This is a genomic window from Mesorhizobium sp. B2-3-12 (assembly GCF_006442205.1).
Taxonomy (GTDB): Bacteria; Pseudomonadota; Alphaproteobacteria; order Rhizobiales; family Rhizobiaceae; genus Mesorhizobium.
In genome coordinates, this window is the sequence record NZ_VFVR01000008.1 from 21,385 (window position 1) to 36,739 (window position 15,355).

Annotated in this window: 17 protein-coding genes; 6 read left to right on the forward strand and 11 right to left on the reverse strand. The window is 64.2% G+C overall.

Translation table 11 applies throughout. From position 1 onward, the window contains the following. Window positions 1-70: 70 nt before the first annotated feature. On the reverse strand, window positions 71-265 hold the full coding sequence (locus FJ948_RS21570; protein ID WP_140707966.1) for a DUF1192 domain-containing protein: 195 nt from the start codon (window positions 263-265) through the stop codon (window positions 71-73). A 121-nt stretch (window positions 266-386) separates the two neighbouring features. Between FJ948_RS21570 and FJ948_RS21575 the strand changes: the two genes are divergently transcribed. From FJ948_RS21575 to FJ948_RS21590, 4 genes are all read left to right on the forward strand, one after another. Then, window positions 387-1,397, forward strand: a complete 1,011-nt coding sequence (locus FJ948_RS21575; RefSeq protein ID WP_140707968.1) for an NAD(P)H-quinone oxidoreductase — start codon at window positions 387-389, stop codon at window positions 1,395-1,397. 366 nt (window positions 1,398-1,763) lie between these two features. Next, window positions 1,764-1,904: a DUF1127 domain-containing protein gene (locus FJ948_RS21580; RefSeq protein WP_064987068.1), complete on the forward strand. Its 141-nt coding sequence runs from the start codon at window positions 1,764-1,766 to the stop codon at window positions 1,902-1,904. 266 nt (window positions 1,905-2,170) lie between these two features. Further along, window positions 2,171-3,253 carry a helix-turn-helix transcriptional regulator gene (locus FJ948_RS21585; RefSeq protein ID WP_140707970.1) on the forward strand — a complete coding sequence of 361 codons (1,083 nt, stop codon included), beginning with the start codon at window positions 2,171-2,173 and terminating at the stop codon, window positions 3,251-3,253. Between the two features lie 145 nt (window positions 3,254-3,398). Next, window positions 3,399-4,094 (forward strand): DUF1013 domain-containing protein, encoded by a 696-nt coding sequence (locus FJ948_RS21590; protein WP_015315358.1) that lies wholly within the window; start codon window positions 3,399-3,401, stop codon window positions 4,092-4,094. A gap of 68 nt (window positions 4,095-4,162) precedes the next feature. Here FJ948_RS21590 and FJ948_RS21595 read toward each other — a convergent pair whose 3' ends face one another. The 4 genes from FJ948_RS21595 to FJ948_RS30345 form a co-directional block, all read right to left on the reverse strand. Next, window positions 4,163-4,882 carry a YafY family protein gene (locus FJ948_RS21595; RefSeq protein WP_013529238.1) on the reverse strand — a complete coding sequence of 240 codons (720 nt, stop codon included), beginning with the start codon at window positions 4,880-4,882 and terminating at the stop codon, window positions 4,163-4,165. A gap of 72 nt (window positions 4,883-4,954) precedes the next feature. After that, on the reverse strand, window positions 4,955-5,362 hold the full coding sequence (locus FJ948_RS21600; RefSeq protein WP_140707972.1) for a hypothetical protein: 408 nt from the start codon (window positions 5,360-5,362) through the stop codon (window positions 4,955-4,957). 64 nt (window positions 5,363-5,426) lie between these two features. Then, window positions 5,427-6,017 carry a DJ-1/PfpI family protein gene (locus tag FJ948_RS21605; RefSeq protein ID WP_140707974.1) on the reverse strand — a complete coding sequence of 197 codons (591 nt, stop codon included), beginning with the start codon at window positions 6,015-6,017 and terminating at the stop codon, window positions 5,427-5,429. Then, the gene (locus FJ948_RS30345) at window positions 5,932-6,270 is read right to left on the reverse strand and encodes a hypothetical protein (protein ID WP_181173786.1); all 339 of its coding nucleotides are present in this window, start codon (window positions 6,268-6,270) and stop codon (window positions 5,932-5,934) included. The genes FJ948_RS21605 and FJ948_RS30345 overlap by 86 nt, the downstream gene beginning before the upstream one ends. 267 nt (window positions 6,271-6,537) lie before the next feature. On the opposite strand from FJ948_RS30345, the gene FJ948_RS21615 reads away from it, so the two are divergent. After that, a complete protein-coding gene (locus FJ948_RS21615) occupies window positions 6,538-7,491 on the forward strand; it encodes a ring-cleaving dioxygenase (RefSeq protein ID WP_140707976.1) in 954 nt (317 codons plus the stop codon). Between the two features lie 114 nt (window positions 7,492-7,605). Beyond that, entirely contained in the window at window positions 7,606-7,767 is a 162-nt protein-coding gene (locus FJ948_RS21620; RefSeq protein WP_140707978.1) for a hypothetical protein, read from the forward strand. A 21-nt stretch (window positions 7,768-7,788) separates the two neighbouring features. On the opposite strand, the gene FJ948_RS21625 is transcribed toward FJ948_RS21620, so the two are convergent. From FJ948_RS21625 to gap, 6 genes are all read right to left on the reverse strand, one after another. After that, window positions 7,789-8,502 carry an SGNH/GDSL hydrolase family protein gene (locus tag FJ948_RS21625; protein ID WP_140707980.1) on the reverse strand — a complete coding sequence of 238 codons (714 nt, stop codon included), beginning with the start codon at window positions 8,500-8,502 and terminating at the stop codon, window positions 7,789-7,791. 89 nt (window positions 8,503-8,591) lie between these two features. Then, window positions 8,592-9,323, reverse strand: coding sequence for a thioredoxin family protein (locus FJ948_RS21630; protein WP_140707982.1), 732 nt, complete (start codon window positions 9,321-9,323; stop codon window positions 8,592-8,594). A gap of 185 nt (window positions 9,324-9,508) precedes the next feature. Further along, window positions 9,509-10,534, reverse strand: coding sequence for a class I fructose-bisphosphate aldolase (locus FJ948_RS21635; RefSeq protein WP_140707983.1), 1,026 nt, complete (start codon window positions 10,532-10,534; stop codon window positions 9,509-9,511). A gap of 147 nt (window positions 10,535-10,681) precedes the next feature. Then, window positions 10,682-11,878, reverse strand: a complete 1,197-nt coding sequence (locus tag FJ948_RS21640) for a phosphoglycerate kinase (protein WP_140707985.1) — start codon at window positions 11,876-11,878, stop codon at window positions 10,682-10,684. A gap of 258 nt (window positions 11,879-12,136) precedes the next feature. Continuing rightward, complete coding sequence (locus FJ948_RS21645) at window positions 12,137-14,014, reverse strand: potassium/proton antiporter (RefSeq protein WP_140707987.1); 1,878 nt, start codon at window positions 14,012-14,014, stop codon at window positions 12,137-12,139. A 186-nt stretch (window positions 14,015-14,200) separates the two neighbouring features. Beyond that, entirely contained in the window at window positions 14,201-15,211 is a 1,011-nt protein-coding gene (gap, locus tag FJ948_RS21650) for a type I glyceraldehyde-3-phosphate dehydrogenase (RefSeq protein WP_140707988.1), read from the reverse strand. Window positions 15,212-15,355 lie beyond the last annotated feature (144 nt).

The window sequence follows — 15,355 nt, forward strand, 5'->3', positions numbered from 1 at the left end:
GGCTGGGAGGGACGCAGGTTTGAAGACAGTCGTATTCGGGCTTTTCGGCGGCGGACGGCCACGTCAGCAATTATCCACGGCGGAACAGCGCCTCGGCGGCCGACTTGGTCTTGTCCTTGGTCTCGCGTTCGGCCTCAAGCCGGGCGATCTCGTCGCGCAGAATGCCGATGCGCTCGGACAGTTCATCGACGGACAGCAGCGACAGATCCTGCCCGATCTCGTGCGGGCGTGCCTTTTTCTTGGGTTCGTCGTCGAAGATCGCCATCGTCGCTCCTCCTCCGCCAGACCAGATTGGCCATTTGCCTGATTTGGCAATCAGCATACATAGGGCAGAGGTGTCGATGCAAACAGCCGGTAAAAGCTGGCGAGGAAAGACGGGAAACTTCATGGCGAGCGGACAGAAAATTCCGGCACGGATGACGGCGATCGCGATCTCGGAACCGGGCGGGCCGCGGGTGTTGAAGCCGGAGACGCGCGACGTGCCGCTGCCCGGCCCCGGCGAAATCCTGATCAAGGTGCATGTCGCCGGCGTCAACCGGCCCGACGTCCAGCAGCGCAAGGGCGCCTATCCACCACCGCCCGGCGCATCGGACCTGCCGGGCCTTGAAGCCTCGGGTGAGGTGGCGGCCCTTGGCGACGAGATATCGCGCTGGCGCATCGGGGAGCGGGTCTGCGCGCTCACGCCCGGCGGCGCCTATGCCGAATATGTCAAGGTGCATGCCGGCAGCGTGTTGCCGCTGCCGGCCGGCTTTACCCACACCGAGGCGGCGGCGGTGCCGGAAAACTACTTCACCGTCTGGCACAATGTGTTCGAGCGGGGCGGGCTGAAGAAGGGTGAGACGCTGCTGGTGCATGGTGGCTCGTCGGGCATCGGCACCACGGCGATCCAGCTTGCCTCGGCCTTCGGCGCCTATGTCATCACCACCGCCGGCAGCAAGGAGAAATGCGACGCCTGCCTGAAACTCGGCGCCGACCGGGCAATCAACTATCGCGAGCAGGATTTCGTCGCCGCCGTCAAGGAGGCGACCGAAGGCCGGGGCGCCAATGTCATCCTCGACATGGTCGGCGGCGATTATGTCCAGCGAAATTACGAGGCCGCGGCGGTCGAGGGCCGTATCGTGCAGATCGCCGTCCAGGCCGGCGCTGTGGCGAGCGCCGACTTTTCCAAGATCATGGTCAAGCGGCTGACCCATACGGGTTCGACGCTGAGGCCGCGCACCGTCGAATTCAAGGCGGCGATCGCGGCGGCGCTGGAGGCGCAGGTGTGGCCTCTGCTGGGCACCCGCAAGGTGGCGCCGGTCATGGACATGATCTACCCACTCACCGATGCCTGGCGCGCGCACGAGCGGATGGAGGACGGGGATCATATCGGCAAGATCGTGCTCGACGTCGGCTAGGACGTGCCAATATTCAGGCGAGGCCGGCCTGCGAAAGGCGGCCTCCTGCGCTTCCGGCCTTCGCCGGCCGAAGCATTCATGATAGTGGCGAGGGAGTAAGATAAGGCTTCGGCCGGCGTAGGCCGGTGCTCACGTACTTTAAGTACTCCGCTCCGGTTCTCGGAAGCCACCATTCTCGGCTCGGCCTGACCTGAATCTCGACACGGCCGGGTTCAGCGCCCGTCGTCCCCTGCCCACAAGATGAACAGAAGCTTAATGGTGCAATGCAGCATTTGCATCATTGCCATGCAAAATCAGCCGTTCAAGTCCTCATCGATGATCACTATTTGAGCATCATCGAAACGAACCCAATTCAGGAGGACTACCATGAACCCGATCCGCGCTTTTCGTAACTGGCGCATGTACAACGAGACCGTTCGCGAGTTGAACCGCCTCAACGCACGTCAGCTCAGCGACCTCGGCATCAACCGCGCCGACATCGAACGGATCGCCCGCCAGGCGATCTGATTGCAAGCGCGACCCCGCCGCAAGGCAGGGGTCGCAATGCAGAGCCGCCGCGCACGCTTGTCGTCGCCGGTTCCGAGCCCGCTGGACCCTGTCCGGCGGGTTTTGTCTTTTGGGGGTAGTCGGCTTGAGCCACTGTCATCCCTGTCAAGCATCAGGCGGCTTGACCTCTGTTTTCAACATGGCATCTTGCCGCGCGGGGACCGGCGGCTGCGTGAGGGCGTGGTCATCACGCCGGCAGACAGGCATCGCCAGAGGCTTCCACGCCCATGTTGGATGATCTTAACGACAAGATCTACGAGGCTGCTTTCGTTCCGGACCTATGGCCGGAGGTGCTGGAAGGCATAAATAGCGTATCCGCATCGGTGGGCGGCGCCGTGTTCCTGTTTGCCGATGAGCAGCCGGTACGCGGAAGGACGGTGCCGCTGCTGCAGGAGTTGCTGAGCGAATTCCTTCTGGGCGATACGCTGCAGTTCTCCACGGCGGTCTCGCGCATGTGCGCGGTACAGCCGGCGAGTTTCGTCGATGTCGAAGGTTTCCTGACAGCCGAGGAAATCGAGAACGATCCGATCCGGGTTCGTCTGCGCGCGCTCGGGATTGGCGCGCATACCTGTACCGCGATCCCGATGCCGAGCGGCGAACTGGCTATCTTTGTCTTCCAGCGCAAGCTTGGCGGGGGCCGCTACGACGCGGCGAGTTTCGATGTGCTCGATAGTCTGCGGCCGGCCATGGCGCGCGCCAGCCTGATCGCCGCACGGCTTGGTCTGGAGCGCGCCAAGGGAACCGTTGCCGTCATGACCGCCATGGGGCTGCCGGCGGCCATTCTCTCGTCGAGGGGGTATGTGCTCGCTGCCAATACGCTGTTCGAGAGCATGGGCTCGATCTTCCTGCCGGTCGCTTTTGGCGGCATGGCAATCGCCGATGCTGATGCCAATCGCCTGTTTCAGCAGGCCGTCCTGGCCGCGCGCGGGGAAACCGAACCCTCGGTACGGTCCATCCCCGTTCCGGCCGCCGCCGACAGGTCGCCACTGATCCTTCATGTTCTGCCGCTGCGCCGTTCCGCACACGAGATATTCTCGGGTGCCGACATCCTGGTCGCGGCGACGGCGGTGAACGCCAGTTCCATGGTGCCGTCGCCAACGCTGCTCACCGGACTGTTCGACCTGACGCCAGCCGAGGCGCGCCTGGCTTCGGCGCTTTCGCAAGGGCGAACCCTGATGGAGGCGGCGGCAAGCGCCAACATCACCGTAAAGACCGGGCGAACCTATCTCGAACGGATATTCGCCAAGACCGGAACACGCCAACAGAGCCAGCTTGTCGCGCTGCTCAAGGGCACGGAGCCATTCCGCTAGCGACCGGTGCGCGGTTCAGGCGGGTGTATCCAAAAACGTTGCGAAGCAGGCAGGGAACGGTTATACAGGCCGCGAATTTCCCATTTTGGTGGCTCTAAACCACCGCCCGCGCGGGAACGCGGGCGAACGAGAAGGATTTTTGCACATGGCCAATACGCTGCTGATGCCCAAGGCGACCGCCGTCTGGCTGGTCGACAACACCGCGCTCTCCTTCGAGCAGATCGCGCAGTTCTGCGGGCTGCATCCGCTTGAGGTCAAGGCGATCGCCGACGGCGAATCGGCGCAAGGCATCAAGGGCATGGACCCGATCATGACCGGCCAGCTGACCCGCGACGAGATCGCGCGCGCCGAGAAAGACCCGAACCAGCGCCTGAAGCTTTCCGACCCCAAGGTGCGGGTGCCGGAATCCAAGCGCAAGGGCCCGCGCTACACGCCCCTGTCGAAGCGCCAGGATCGGCCGAATGCCATCCTGTGGCTGGTGCGCAATCATCCCGAACTCAAGGACGCGCAGATTTCGCGCCTCGTCGGCACCACCAAGTCGACGATCGAGCAGATCCGCGAACGCAAGCATTGGAATTCAGCCAATCTGCAGCCGATGGACCCGGTGACGCTGGGTCTCGCCTCGCAGATCGACCTCGACATGGAAGTAAACCGCGCCTCGCGTGGCCGCGAACAGGCGCAGCCGGTCGGCGACACGCTACTGCCGGCGGCATTGACCGAGCGGTTGGTGCCGGCGCCGGAGAAGCCGAAGGACGAGGACGCGGAGCTCGACGCCAACGCCGTCTTCGCCAAGCTGTCGGCGCTCAAGTCGAAGGACACCGATACGGACGACGAGGAATAGGCTGTTTTTCGCCTGTTCGACAAAAAAGCCCGCTTCGAGCGGGCTTTTTTTGTGCGATCCGGCAAACCTCAGCTTCGCGCCGCCCGATCCGGCGCCATGCCGTAGTCCTCGCTGCGCTCCACCGCCCGGTAGAAATCGGCGAGCTGCTTGCCGCGTTCCGGCTTGAAGATGCGGCCGGCGATGACAACCGAGGCGATGCGGTCGATGCGGAAAGCGCGAAAATCGTCGCGCATCTCGCACCAGGCGACCAGCGTCCACACCTTTCCCCAGAACCACAGGCCGAGCGGCCTGATGTCGCGCGCGGTGCCGCGGCCGGCCTCGTCGGAATAGTCGATGGTCAGCACCTGGCGCTTTTCGACCGCGCGTTCGATCAGGTCGATCGCCTCGCGGGCGGCGTCGCTGACCACCCACATCGGCGTATGGATCTCGGTGCGGGCGATGCGGTCCTTCTCGGCGTCGGGCAACACGGCACCGATCTTGACCAGCGCCTCGTCGGCGGCGCGCGCCATGGCGGCACCGCCGAAGGCGCGCACCATACGGGCGCCGGCGACCAGCGCCACGATCTCGTCACGCGTGAACATCAGCGGCGGAAGGTCGAAACCCTCCCTCATCATGTAGCCAACGCCAGCCTCCCCGTCGATCGGCACTCCGGTCGACTGCAGGTCGGCTATGTCGCGATAGATCGTTCGCTCGGAAACCTCGAGCCATGTGCCGAGCTTCTGGGCGGTGACCAGACGGCCACCACGCAGATGCTGCACGATCTGAAAGAGCCTGTCGGCGCGGCGCATCGTTTGCTTCCCCAGTGTTTTCCCTATGCATGCCGTGGCTCCCGGACCGGATCCACTTCCAAACGGCATGCATTATGGTTTCAGCCCTTCGCGCTTGCGCTGCGCGGCAACGAATTCCGCGCCAAAGGACAATTTCCTCGTTGTCGGCGTCTTCTCATCGAGCACGCGCCAGAAGGGGGCGACGTCGCTCAGCGTCATGCCGCGCTCAAGATCCTCGTTGGCGGCTTCGGCAACCGTGCGCAGATGATAGCCTATCGTGACCGGGCATGTCACTTCGGCGCCATGCTCGACGGCCAGCGCGGTGCGCAGCGCGCGAACATCCATCTCGACGCCTTCGGGGATCGAGCGGATGAAATCATCGACCTGACGCGCGGTCGGCACCAGCATCGGCTGGCCCTCGACGACGTCGCTCATCGTGCGCGGCGTTGGTTTCACGCCATTGATACCAGGCGTGTTCAGCCTGTCGTTCCAGCTTTTCATCGATCGTCCTCTCGGCCGGCCATGCGCATTGTCACCATCGCACGCCGCTCCTGACAGCATACTGTCAGGAGGCTTCAGCATATTCCTTGGCGAACAGCGCCCGCATCCGCGCGAGATCGCTGCTTTTTTCGGGATAGAGCGATTGCAAAAAGGCAAGGGCAAAGGTGCCGGGCGCCGAACCCGGCGCGGACACGATTTTGCCATCGGCCACGGCATGCGGTACGTCCTGATAATTGCCGTCGCCGGCATAGCCGGCTTCGTGGCGGTTGATCCAGTCACGGCCGTTGCTGGTGTGCCTGGCGTTCTCGAAAAGGCCGGCGCGGGCCAGGGCCAGCGTCCCGGCGCAGATGCCGCCGACCACACCGTCGCGCGTTGCGACGGCGCTTAGCAATCCAGCGACATCCGGCGCGGCCTTCGCCGCCCATTGGTCGGAACCGATGACGGCGATAGCATCGAGATCGGCATTCTCATCAACGCTGGCCGAGCGGTCCGGTGTTAGTCGAAAGCCGCTGATTCCGGTCACCGGCTTGCCGCCAGGCGTCAAGGACACCGCCCGGGCCTCGAACCATTCAACCGCCGAGGCCGCCAGAAGCCCATATTCCCAGTCGGCGAAACCCTCGATGAAAAGAAAGCCGATTGTCTTGCTGTCGGGCATGAGCTCGCTCCATCCCTCGCGCGCCGGACCTGATATCTGGGTGCTGACGGATCAGCCTCCAACCGCCGGCTTGAAAATTCTGCCTCAATTGCCGTGATGGCGACGCTCGGGCATACATGTCGGGCCAGCCGATATCCTTGCGAATGTCGGCGGGCAGCGCGTTCATGAACCGCTGGGTGCGGATCTCGTTGCGCATCGTGCGGATCTTGCCGACATAGTGCTGCATGCCACGCAGAATGGTGTAACCGTTCATGACCTGTCTCCTCTCTCTAACTGGAGGCAGTATCGCATACCCCTCCTGACAGCAGTCTGTCAGGAGGATGTCAGCTCCAGCGATGGCAGTTCCGTTCCTGTCGTGACGCGGCAAGCGGTCGCGGATTGTTCACTCGGAGAGAGCTAATCGAGGTCGTATTGTTCATCCTCGGATGACGGACTGTCGGGATAAGCGGCCTTCAGCGGCGTGACCGGAGTTCTGATATGGAGGGAGAAGATTTCTTCCCCAAAAACAAGGGAGACGACCATGAGCATGCAACTGACAGGGCTACACCATCTGACTGCCATCACGGCCAATGCGCCCGGCAATCTTCATTTCTACACCAAGGTACTGGGCCTGCGGCTGGTCAAGAAGACGGTAAACCAGGACGACACCTCGGCCTATCACCTCTTTTATGCCGACGGCGAGGCAACGCCGGGCACCGACCTGACTTTCTTCGATTGGCCAATCGGCCGCGAACGGCGCGGCACGCACAGTATCGCGCGGACCAGCCTCAGGGTCGGCGGCGAGGAGAGCCTTGCTTGGTGGAAGCAGCACCTTGCCAGCGAAGGCATTGTGACAGGCGATATTGCCGATATCGGCGGCTACAAATCGCTGGATTTCGAGGACCCCGAAGGCCAGCGGCTGCGGCTCGTCAGCGATGGCGGACGGGGCGGCAGCCATCCCTGGGCGCAAAGCCCGGTGCCGGCCGAACATCAGATCCGCGGGCTCGGGCCGATCGTCATCAGTGTCCCCGACAGCACCAACACCGAGGCGGTGCTGACCAAAGTGATGAACATGCGCAAGATACGCGACTATGCCTCGCCCGACGGCGAGGGCCAGGTCCACGTGTTCGAAATGGGCGCGGGCGGGCCGGCGGCGGAGCTTCATGTCGCCGTGCAGCCTGGGCTGGAACCTGCAAGGCAGGGCGCCGGTGCGGTTCACCACGTCGCCTTCAGGGCGCCCGACCAGGAGACGCTGCATCAATGGACGGCGCGCCTGGCGGAATTCCGGCTGCCGTCGAGCGGCGAGGTCGAGCGCTACTATTTCCGCTCGCTCTATTTCCGCGAGCCGAACGGCATCCTGTTCGAGATCGCCACCGACGGGCCGGGTTTCACCGCCGACGAGCCGCTGGAAACGCTGGGGGAAAGCCTCGCCCTGCCGCCCTTCCTCGAACCGAAGCGTGCTTCGATCGAGGCCGGCCTCAAGCCGCTGAAGTAGATCGCTGCGCGGTTAAAGCGGCGCCGCGTCCCGGTTCGGGATCGCGGCGTCTTTTCTTTCCGGAGACCGAACGAACCGCTTTGACAGGTGGCGGCGTTGCTGGTCAAAGGCGGCATGACGAAACTCCTCGCCCTTGTCATCGTCGGGTTCATGGTCATCCAGCTGATCAAGCCGCTCGGCTGGCCCGGGCTCAAGCGTCGCGGCGATTTCTGGAAGCTGGCGCTGCTCGCCATGGCGGCGATCTCGCTGGCGGCCGTGCTCGGGCATCTGACATAGGCCAGCACCTACCGTCGGCTTTCAGTCTCCAAGCGCGGGGCCGACGAGATGCTCGGCCCAGGCCCGGTAGCCGGCCTCCGAGGCATGAAACCCGTCGGAGGCAAAACCGGCTTCGGGATTGGTGATCGGCAGGCGTGGCGCCGGCAGCGCGCCGCGTTCCAAGCACAGCCGTTCACCCATCCGGTTCATCGCTGTGGCACGGATTTCGAGGATCTCGCCGAGCAGCGACGGCATGGCCGGCGCCCGCGTGAACTCCAGCACCGGCGACCAGACAACGCGCGCCTCCGGCCATTTGGCGCGCAACGCGTAGAGCAGGCCGCCGAACTCCTTCTTGAAGCGCGGCACGGAATGGAAATTCTTGGTGTCGTTGGTGCCGATGGCGAGCACGATATGTGTCCACGGATCAGCCGACAGGTTGGGCAGCACATGGTCGCGGATCTGGCCCGATGTCGCCGAATTGAAGCCGGCGGCGCGCCAGCGCACGGCGCTGCCGGTGCGCTGCGCAATCAGCGTGGCGAGCTGCGCGGCAAGGCCGTTTTCGGAATTGCCGATGCCGACCGACGCGGCGGAGGAATCACCCAGCACCAGCAGCGAGATCACCGGGGCCTTGCCCGCGATCTCATGCATGACCGGTCCCTGCGCCGGCAGCATGCGCGAAGTGCGGCGACGCACGCCCAAACCCTGCCAGACATAGACGGGGAAAGCGAGCCAGGTGAGGATGGTCGGGAAACGCATGGACTAACCGTAAAATGACCAGCGGCAGCCTTAGCGCATGTTGCGGCCGGGGTGAACGGATTGCTGCATCACCCGGAGATGACCTTCGGTCATGCGCCGCCAGACCGCGACCTGTTTTCGTACTCGTCGTGTAGTCGTACCCAATCCATCGATGTCCTGTAGGGACCGGGTTCGTCCCGGCCTTTCGGCGCCATGTCGAGATATTGATAAGCGCCGATGAACTGCTCGCTGCCGCGAGCGCGCGACATGAAGGTCAGGAAAATGTCGCCGGTCTCGTCCCTGTAGAAGACGGTGGTGCCGGGCAGATCCTTCGACGTCGTGACAGGTGTTTGGAAATTGTAGACAGCTTCGCCCGACGCGAGCTGCCGGTCGGTGAAGGACACCTGCATGTCGAAGTTGAAATCCGAGGCGTAGGATGACATCCAGTCGAATTTCCAGCCCATGCGCTGCTTGTAAGGCAGCAGCTCGGCGAGCGGCGCGCGCGCGATCACGACAAGCGACACGTCATGATGCCTGAGGTGCTGGTTGGCCCCATCGATGTGGTCGGCGACGAAGGCACAGCTCTCACAGTGATGCGTCGAGCCCGGCGCGAACACGAAATGGTAGACGATCAACTGGCTGCGGCCGGCGAAGAGATCGGCCAGCTTCCTCGGTCCCTGCTCCGTCTCGAAGACATAGTCCTTCCGGATCTTCAGCCAAGGCAATTCACGCCGCTCCGCCGCGACACGCTCGCGAAGCCGGGTCAGTTCCTTCTCCCGGGCCAGATGGGCCTTGTGCGCCAGAAACCAGTCTTCACGCGAAACGACCTTGTTGCGATGCATATGCCTCTCCCTGTCGATCACCCCCAAGGACGTTCGGGATGGGCGTAATCCGACATCGCCGCCGAAAACACCGGAGAGGACATAAGGATGGTCGGGCGCTATCCCAAGCTCTGGCCCAATCCTTGGGTGCTGCAAACAAAACCCGGGCACATGGCCCGGGTCCGGTTGCGAAAAGAGAGGCTGGTTCAGGCGGCCGTTTCCAAGGCTGGCTGCCATTTTCCGAGCGCGGCGAGATAATTCATGTGGGCGCGGTGGGTGAAGGCGGCCTGGCCGGCGGCGATGTTCGAGGCCTTGCCGCTCCAGGCCTTCTGCGGCGCGGCCTGCAGCGCGCGGCCATAGGAGAAGGTCAGCTTCCACGGATGCGGACCGATGGCGTTGATGGCGTTGAGGTTGGCGGTCGCCTCCTCGTCCTCCTGGCCGCCGGAGAGGAAGGCGATGCCCGGCACCGCCGCCGGCACTGTCTCGCGGAACAGTTTTATGGTCATTTCGGCGACCTTTTCGGGACTGTCCACCGTGCCCGACTTCTTTCCCGACAGCACCATGTTGGGCTTCAAAATCGTGCCTTCCAGAACCACGCGTGCCGCGTAGAGCTCGTTGTAGAGCTTAAGCAAAGTCATCTTGCTGATCTCGTAGCACGTGTCGATCGAATGGGCGCCGTCCATCAGCCCTTCCGGTTCGACGATCGGCACGATGCCGGCTTCCTGGCAAAGGGCGGCGTAGCGGGCCAGCGCGTGGGTGTTGGAACCGATGGAAGTCGCCGACGGCACGCCCTTGGCAGTGTCGATGTCGATCACCGCGCGCCATTTGGCGAAGCGGGCGCCGAGTTTATAATAGTCGGCAAGGCGCTCGCGCAGGCCGTCGAGGCCCTCGGTGATGGTGTCGCCGGGAAAGCCGGCCAGCGGCTTGGCGCCGGCATCCACCTTGATGCCGGGGATGGCGCCTGCCGCCTTGATGATATCGACCAGCGGCGTACCGTCGGCGGCCTTCTGGCGGATGGTCTCGTCATAGAGGATCACGCCGGAAATGTACTTGGTCATCGCGTCCTTGGCGCGGAACATCATCTCGCGGTAGTCGCGGCGGCTGTCGGCGGTCGATTCGACGCCGATGACGTCGAAGCGCTTCTTGATGGTGCCGGAGCTTTCGTCGGCGGCCAGCAGGCCCTTGCCGTTGGCCACGATCGCGGCGGCAATGTCTTCGAGACGTTCGCTCATTTTGTTTCTCCTCAAGGGTCTGTTCCGCGCTTAACGGAACTCTACCGCCAAAGGAATGGCGCCGGGAAGCTCGAATCGATTGAAAGTCGCCGGCGCCGCCGCCGGCTCTCCTTGAGTTGATCGGATTGCCGGGGGCGCCTACAGGACTCAGCGCTTCAGCACGTCGACGCCGGGCAACGGCTTGCCTTCCATCCACTCCAGGAAGGCGCCGCCGGCGGTCGAGACATAAGTAAAATCGTCGGCGACACCGGCGTGGTTGAGGGCGGCCACCGTATCGCCGCCGCCGGCGACGGAGACCAGTTTGCCGGCATTGGTGCGCGCCGCCGCGTGCTTGGCCGCCGCCACCGTCGCGTGGTCGAACGGCTCGATCTCGAAGGCGCCGAGCGGACCGTTCCAGACCAGCGTCGCGGCACGGTCGATCCACTCGCCGATCGTCGTCACGGTCTTCTCGCCGACATCGAGGATCATGCCATCGGCCGGCACGTCGGAGATGGCGACGGTCTCGCAGGCCGCACCCGCCTTGAATTCCCTGGCGACGACCCCGTCGACCGGCAGGATGATGGCGCAGCCGGCCTCGGCCGCCTCGATCATGATCTGCTTGGCGGTCGGGGCAAGATCATGCTCGCACAGCGACTTGCCGACATCGGTGCCGCGCGCGGCGAGGAAGGTGTTGGCCATGCCGCCGCCGATGACCAGCGCGTCGACCTTCTTCACCAGGTTCATCAACAGGTCGATCTTGGTCGAGACCTTGGCGCCGCCGACAATGGCGACCACCGGACGCACCGGATTGCCCAGGCCCTTCTCCAGCGCTTCGAGTTCGGCCTGCATGGTGCGGCCGGCAAAGGAGGGCAACAGGCGCGCCAGACCTTCCGTCGAGGCGTGCGCCCGGTGGGCCGCCGAAAAGGCGTCGTTGACGAAGATGTCGCCATTGGCGGCGAGCCGTTCGGTAAAGGCGGGGTCGTTCTTCTCCTCGGCCTTGTAGAAGCGGGTGTTTTCCAAGAGCAGCACGTCGCCCTTGTCCATGGCGGCGACAGCGCTGCCCGCCGTGTCGCCGACGCAATCCGAGGCGAAGCCGACGGGGCGGCCGAGCACCTGCGCGGTGGCTTTGGCGATCGGCTCCAGCGAGAATTCGGGCGAGGGGCCATCCTTTGGTCGACCGAAATGGGCAAGCAGGATGACCTTGGCGCCCTTGCCGGACAATTCGGCGATGGTCGGCGCGATGCGCTCGATGCGGGTGGCGTCGGTGACCTTGCCGTCGGCGACGGGAACGTTCAGATCGACGCGAACCAGCACGCGCTTGCCGCTGATGTTGCCGATATCGTCCAGAGTCTTGAAGGCAGCCATGCCGGTCCCTTTCCCTTAAAGCGTGTCGCGTCGAAGCCGATTCATGCGACGCGCTTCAGATCGTTGTTTTGATGCATGTCGTTCTCCCAAACCGAGGTCACTTTTGGGCGACATGCATTAGAAATCGCCGGGACCATACCTCGCATCAATGACGATGCAAGGCTTTGGCCGGGGTCGGATGCGAAATTTTGAGACGGGCGGGAACATAGTCCGTGAAGACCAACCGGCATATGTCAAGCTGTGCAAACGATCGTCCTGTCAGCTTTCGGTCGACGCCTTCTCGACCGCAGGCTCGGGGACCTCCGTCCCTGTCGTCACCCGCGCCTCGGCCGGTTTGCGCCAGTTGCGGATAAAGGCACTCAGACGGTCGCCCATCTCGCCGGCGCTGAGGAAGACCGGCACGCGTGCCACCGGCGCGGTCGGCTCGAAGGACAGGCCGAGCCCGGTGATTTTGCCCTTGTCGTCGACGTCGCGCACAATCAGTTCGATCGGGCCGAGCAGCACGCGGTCGGCATATTCGGCATGGCCGCCGAGCCGCGCCGTGACCAGCGCGCCGACGGTCTGTTTCTGCTCCGCCTCGGTGAGACCGGGCGCGTAGGCGGCTTCCAGTTCGGCGGCGGAGCGAGCCGGGTCGACGGCGAACGCGCCGAAGAAATCGGCATCCTCCGGGTCGACGACCGCCCGGCTGGCGAACAGCTTGTCGAGCAGGCGCGGATAGCGGTCGGGCACGAAGATGTAGACCTGGTCGCCGGCTGCGAGCCGGCCCATGTCCTGGAAACGCATAGAGCGGCCGTCGCGCAGCACCAGCGAGGGCCGCGCCCAGCGCGGGATGCGCTCGCCGCGCGCTACGGGGCTGCCCGGCGCGACACGATAGGCAAGGAGTTCGTGATGGGCGGAGCCGGGCAGTTCCAGCTCGACCTTGTCCAGCGGTCCGAGCCGCGCCGGCACGATCAGGCCGAGGCGACGCGCCAGCGGGCCGACGGTCCAGCCCTGGATGACCAGCGACACCAGAACGATGATGAAAGCGGCGTTGAAGATGGTGCGGCCGTTCTCCAGCCCTCCGAGCAGTGGCGTGATGGCGAGCAGGATCGAGACGGCGCCGCGCAGGCCGACCCAAGAGACGAAGGCAACTTCGGGACGCGGCAGGCGGAATGGGATCAGGCAGAGCCACACGGCGACAGGGCGGGCAATGAACATCAGGAAAAGGCCAAGCGTTATCGCAGGCACCATGATCGCCGGAAATTGCGAAGGCGTCGCGAACAGGCCGAGGATGAGGAACATGATGATCTGCGCCAGCCACGACATGCCGTCCTGGAAGCGCTTCAGAATGGTGACGGCGCGGATGTCGGAATTGCCGGCGATCAGGCCGGCTATATAGACCGCCAGGAAGCCGGAGCCGCCAATCGCGCCGGCGGCGGCAAAGACCATCAGCGACAGGGTCAGCACGAAGATCGGCAGCAGGCCATGGTCGAGGTTGAGCCGATCGACCAGGCGCACGATGGCGAGGCCGCCAAGCGCGCCGACGATGGCGCCGAGGCCCATGTTGACGAGGAAGCCGAGGATCAGATTGGTGACCAGGACATTGGCTTCGGGATTGGCGTGGGCGGCGATGATCTCGACCAGCGTGATGGTCAGGAAGATGGCGATCGGATCGTTGGTGCCGGATTCCACCTCAAGCGTGGAGCGCACGCGCTCGCGCAGATTGATCTCGCCGGCGCGCAGCAGGAAGAACACCGCCGCCGCGTCGGTCGAGGCGACGGCGGCGCCGAGCAGGAAGGATTCCAGCCAGCTGAGGTCGAGCAGATAATAGGCGGCGGCGCCGAACAGTCCGGTGGTGAGAAGCACGCCGAAGGTCGCCAGCGACAGGGCCGGCCCGGCCGCCTGCCGCAAGGCGTTGAGCGGCGTGCCGAAGCCGGAATCGAAGAGGATGACGGCGAGCGCCAGTGAGCCGGCAAAATAGGCGATACGGGCATTGTCGAACTGGATGCCGAGGCCGTCGGTTCCGGTGGCGAGCCCGATGCACAGAAACAGGAGCAGCAGCGGGGCGCCGAAGCGGAAGGCGATCAGGCTCGAAAACGCGGCGGCGACAACCAGCGCCGTGCCGACCAGCGTAACGAGATAGATCGCATGCTCCATCCGTGATTTGCCCCTCGAATTCCTCTGCCTGCTGGCTTTACGGGAGAGTGGGGCGAAGGCGTGACCAGTGCAAGGCGGGAGGGTGGTTTTTTGCCCCGCGCCGCTGATTTTCGCGTTGCTGCTTCGGCAAACGAAAACGCCCGGACGAAGCCGGGCGTTTCAAGTGTCGAGAAGACGGATCCTGAATCAGGCGATGGTCTTGCCGAACGCGACCGCGGTGTCGCCCATGCGGTTGGAGAAGCCCCACTCATTGTCGTACCACGACAGCACCGAGACGAAGTTGCCGTCCATCACCTTGGTCTGGTCGAGCGCCAGGATCGAAGAGCGCGGATCGTGGTTGAAGTCGATCGACACGTTCGGATGATGGGTGACGCCGAGGATGCCCTTCAGCTTGCCGTTGGAAGCAGCGATCACCGCTTCGTTGATCTCCTGCACCGTGGTCGCGCGCTTGGCGATGAACTTGAAGTCGACGACGGAGACGTTGGGGGTCGGCACGCGGATCGAGATGCCGTCGAGCTTGCCCTTGAGGTCGGGCAGGACGAGGCCTATCGCCTTGGCGGCGCCGGTCGAGGTCGGAATCTGCGACAGGGCGGCGGCGCGGGCGCGGTAGAGATCCTTGTGCATGGTGTCCAGCGTCGGCTGGTCTCCCGTGTAGGAATGGATCGTCGTCATCATGCCCTTTTCGATGCCGACCGTCTCGTGCAGGACGGCCGCCAGCGGCGCCAGGCAGTTTGTGGTGCAGGACGCGTTCGAGATGACGATGTGGTCCTTGGTCAGCTTGTCGTGGTTGATGCCGTAGACGACGGTCAGGTCGGCGCCGTCGGCGGGCGCCGAGACCAGCACGCGCTTGGCGCCGGCGGTCAGGTGCGCGGCGGCCTTGTCGCGGGCGGTGAAGATGCCGGTGCATTCGAGCGCGATGTCGACCCCGAGTTCCTTCCACGGCAACTGGGTCGGATCCTTGATCGCGGTGACCTTGAATTTTTCCTTGCCGACGGTGATCTGGTCGCCGGAAACCGACACTTCATGCGGGAAGCGGCCGTGCACGCTGTCGTAGCGCAGCAGGTGGGCGTTGGTCTCGACCGGGCCGAGATCGTTGACGGCGACGACATCGATGTCCTTGCGGCCGGATTCATGGATGGCGCGCAGGATGTTGCGGCCGATGCGGCCAAATCCGTTGATGGCAACTCTGACGGTCATTGTTCTCTCCCTGGGAGCTGGAAGGCAGACGATTGGTCCGCAGCTTCATAGCGGCGGACGGGCGAAGAATCCAGCCATCGAGGGCATGGATTTAAATCGATTAGGTTGGTCCAGGCCCATGACGTCGCCCCGGGGACGACGTCA

Coding starts and splice junctions, on each gene's coding strand:
- FJ948_RS21570 (WP_140707966.1), bottom strand. CDS start 265: ATGGCGATCTTCGACGACGAACCCAAGAAAAAGGCACGCCCGCACGAG.
- FJ948_RS21575 (WP_140707968.1), top strand. CDS start 387: ATGGCGAGCGGACAGAAAATTCCGGCACGGATGACGGCGATCGCGATC.
- FJ948_RS21580 (WP_064987068.1), top strand. CDS start 1,764: ATGAACCCGATCCGCGCTTTTCGTAACTGGCGCATGTACAACGAGACC.
- FJ948_RS21585 (WP_140707970.1), top strand. CDS start 2,171: ATGTTGGATGATCTTAACGACAAGATCTACGAGGCTGCTTTCGTTCCG.
- FJ948_RS21590 (WP_015315358.1), top strand. CDS start 3,399: ATGGCCAATACGCTGCTGATGCCCAAGGCGACCGCCGTCTGGCTGGTC.
- FJ948_RS21595 (WP_013529238.1), bottom strand. CDS start 4,882: ATGCGCCGCGCCGACAGGCTCTTTCAGATCGTGCAGCATCTGCGTGGT.
- FJ948_RS21600 (WP_140707972.1), bottom strand. CDS start 5,362: ATGAAAAGCTGGAACGACAGGCTGAACACGCCTGGTATCAATGGCGTG.
- FJ948_RS21605 (WP_140707974.1), bottom strand. CDS start 6,017: ATGCCCGACAGCAAGACAATCGGCTTTCTTTTCATCGAGGGTTTCGCC.
- FJ948_RS30345 (WP_181173786.1), bottom strand. CDS start 6,270: ATGAACGGTTACACCATTCTGCGTGGCATGCAGCACTATGTCGGCAAG.
- FJ948_RS21615 (WP_140707976.1), top strand. CDS start 6,538: ATGAGCATGCAACTGACAGGGCTACACCATCTGACTGCCATCACGGCC.
- FJ948_RS21620 (WP_140707978.1), top strand. CDS start 7,606: ATGACGAAACTCCTCGCCCTTGTCATCGTCGGGTTCATGGTCATCCAG.
- FJ948_RS21625 (WP_140707980.1), bottom strand. CDS start 8,502: ATGCGTTTCCCGACCATCCTCACCTGGCTCGCTTTCCCCGTCTATGTC.
- FJ948_RS21630 (WP_140707982.1), bottom strand. CDS start 9,323: ATGCATCGCAACAAGGTCGTTTCGCGTGAAGACTGGTTTCTGGCGCAC.
- FJ948_RS21635 (WP_140707983.1), bottom strand. CDS start 10,534: ATGAGCGAACGTCTCGAAGACATTGCCGCCGCGATCGTGGCCAACGGC.
- FJ948_RS21640 (WP_140707985.1), bottom strand. CDS start 11,878: ATGGCTGCCTTCAAGACTCTGGACGATATCGGCAACATCAGCGGCAAG.
- FJ948_RS21645 (WP_140707987.1), bottom strand. CDS start 14,014: ATGGAGCATGCGATCTATCTCGTTACGCTGGTCGGCACGGCGCTGGTT.
- gap (WP_140707988.1), bottom strand. CDS start 15,211: ATGACCGTCAGAGTTGCCATCAACGGATTTGGCCGCATCGGCCGCAAC.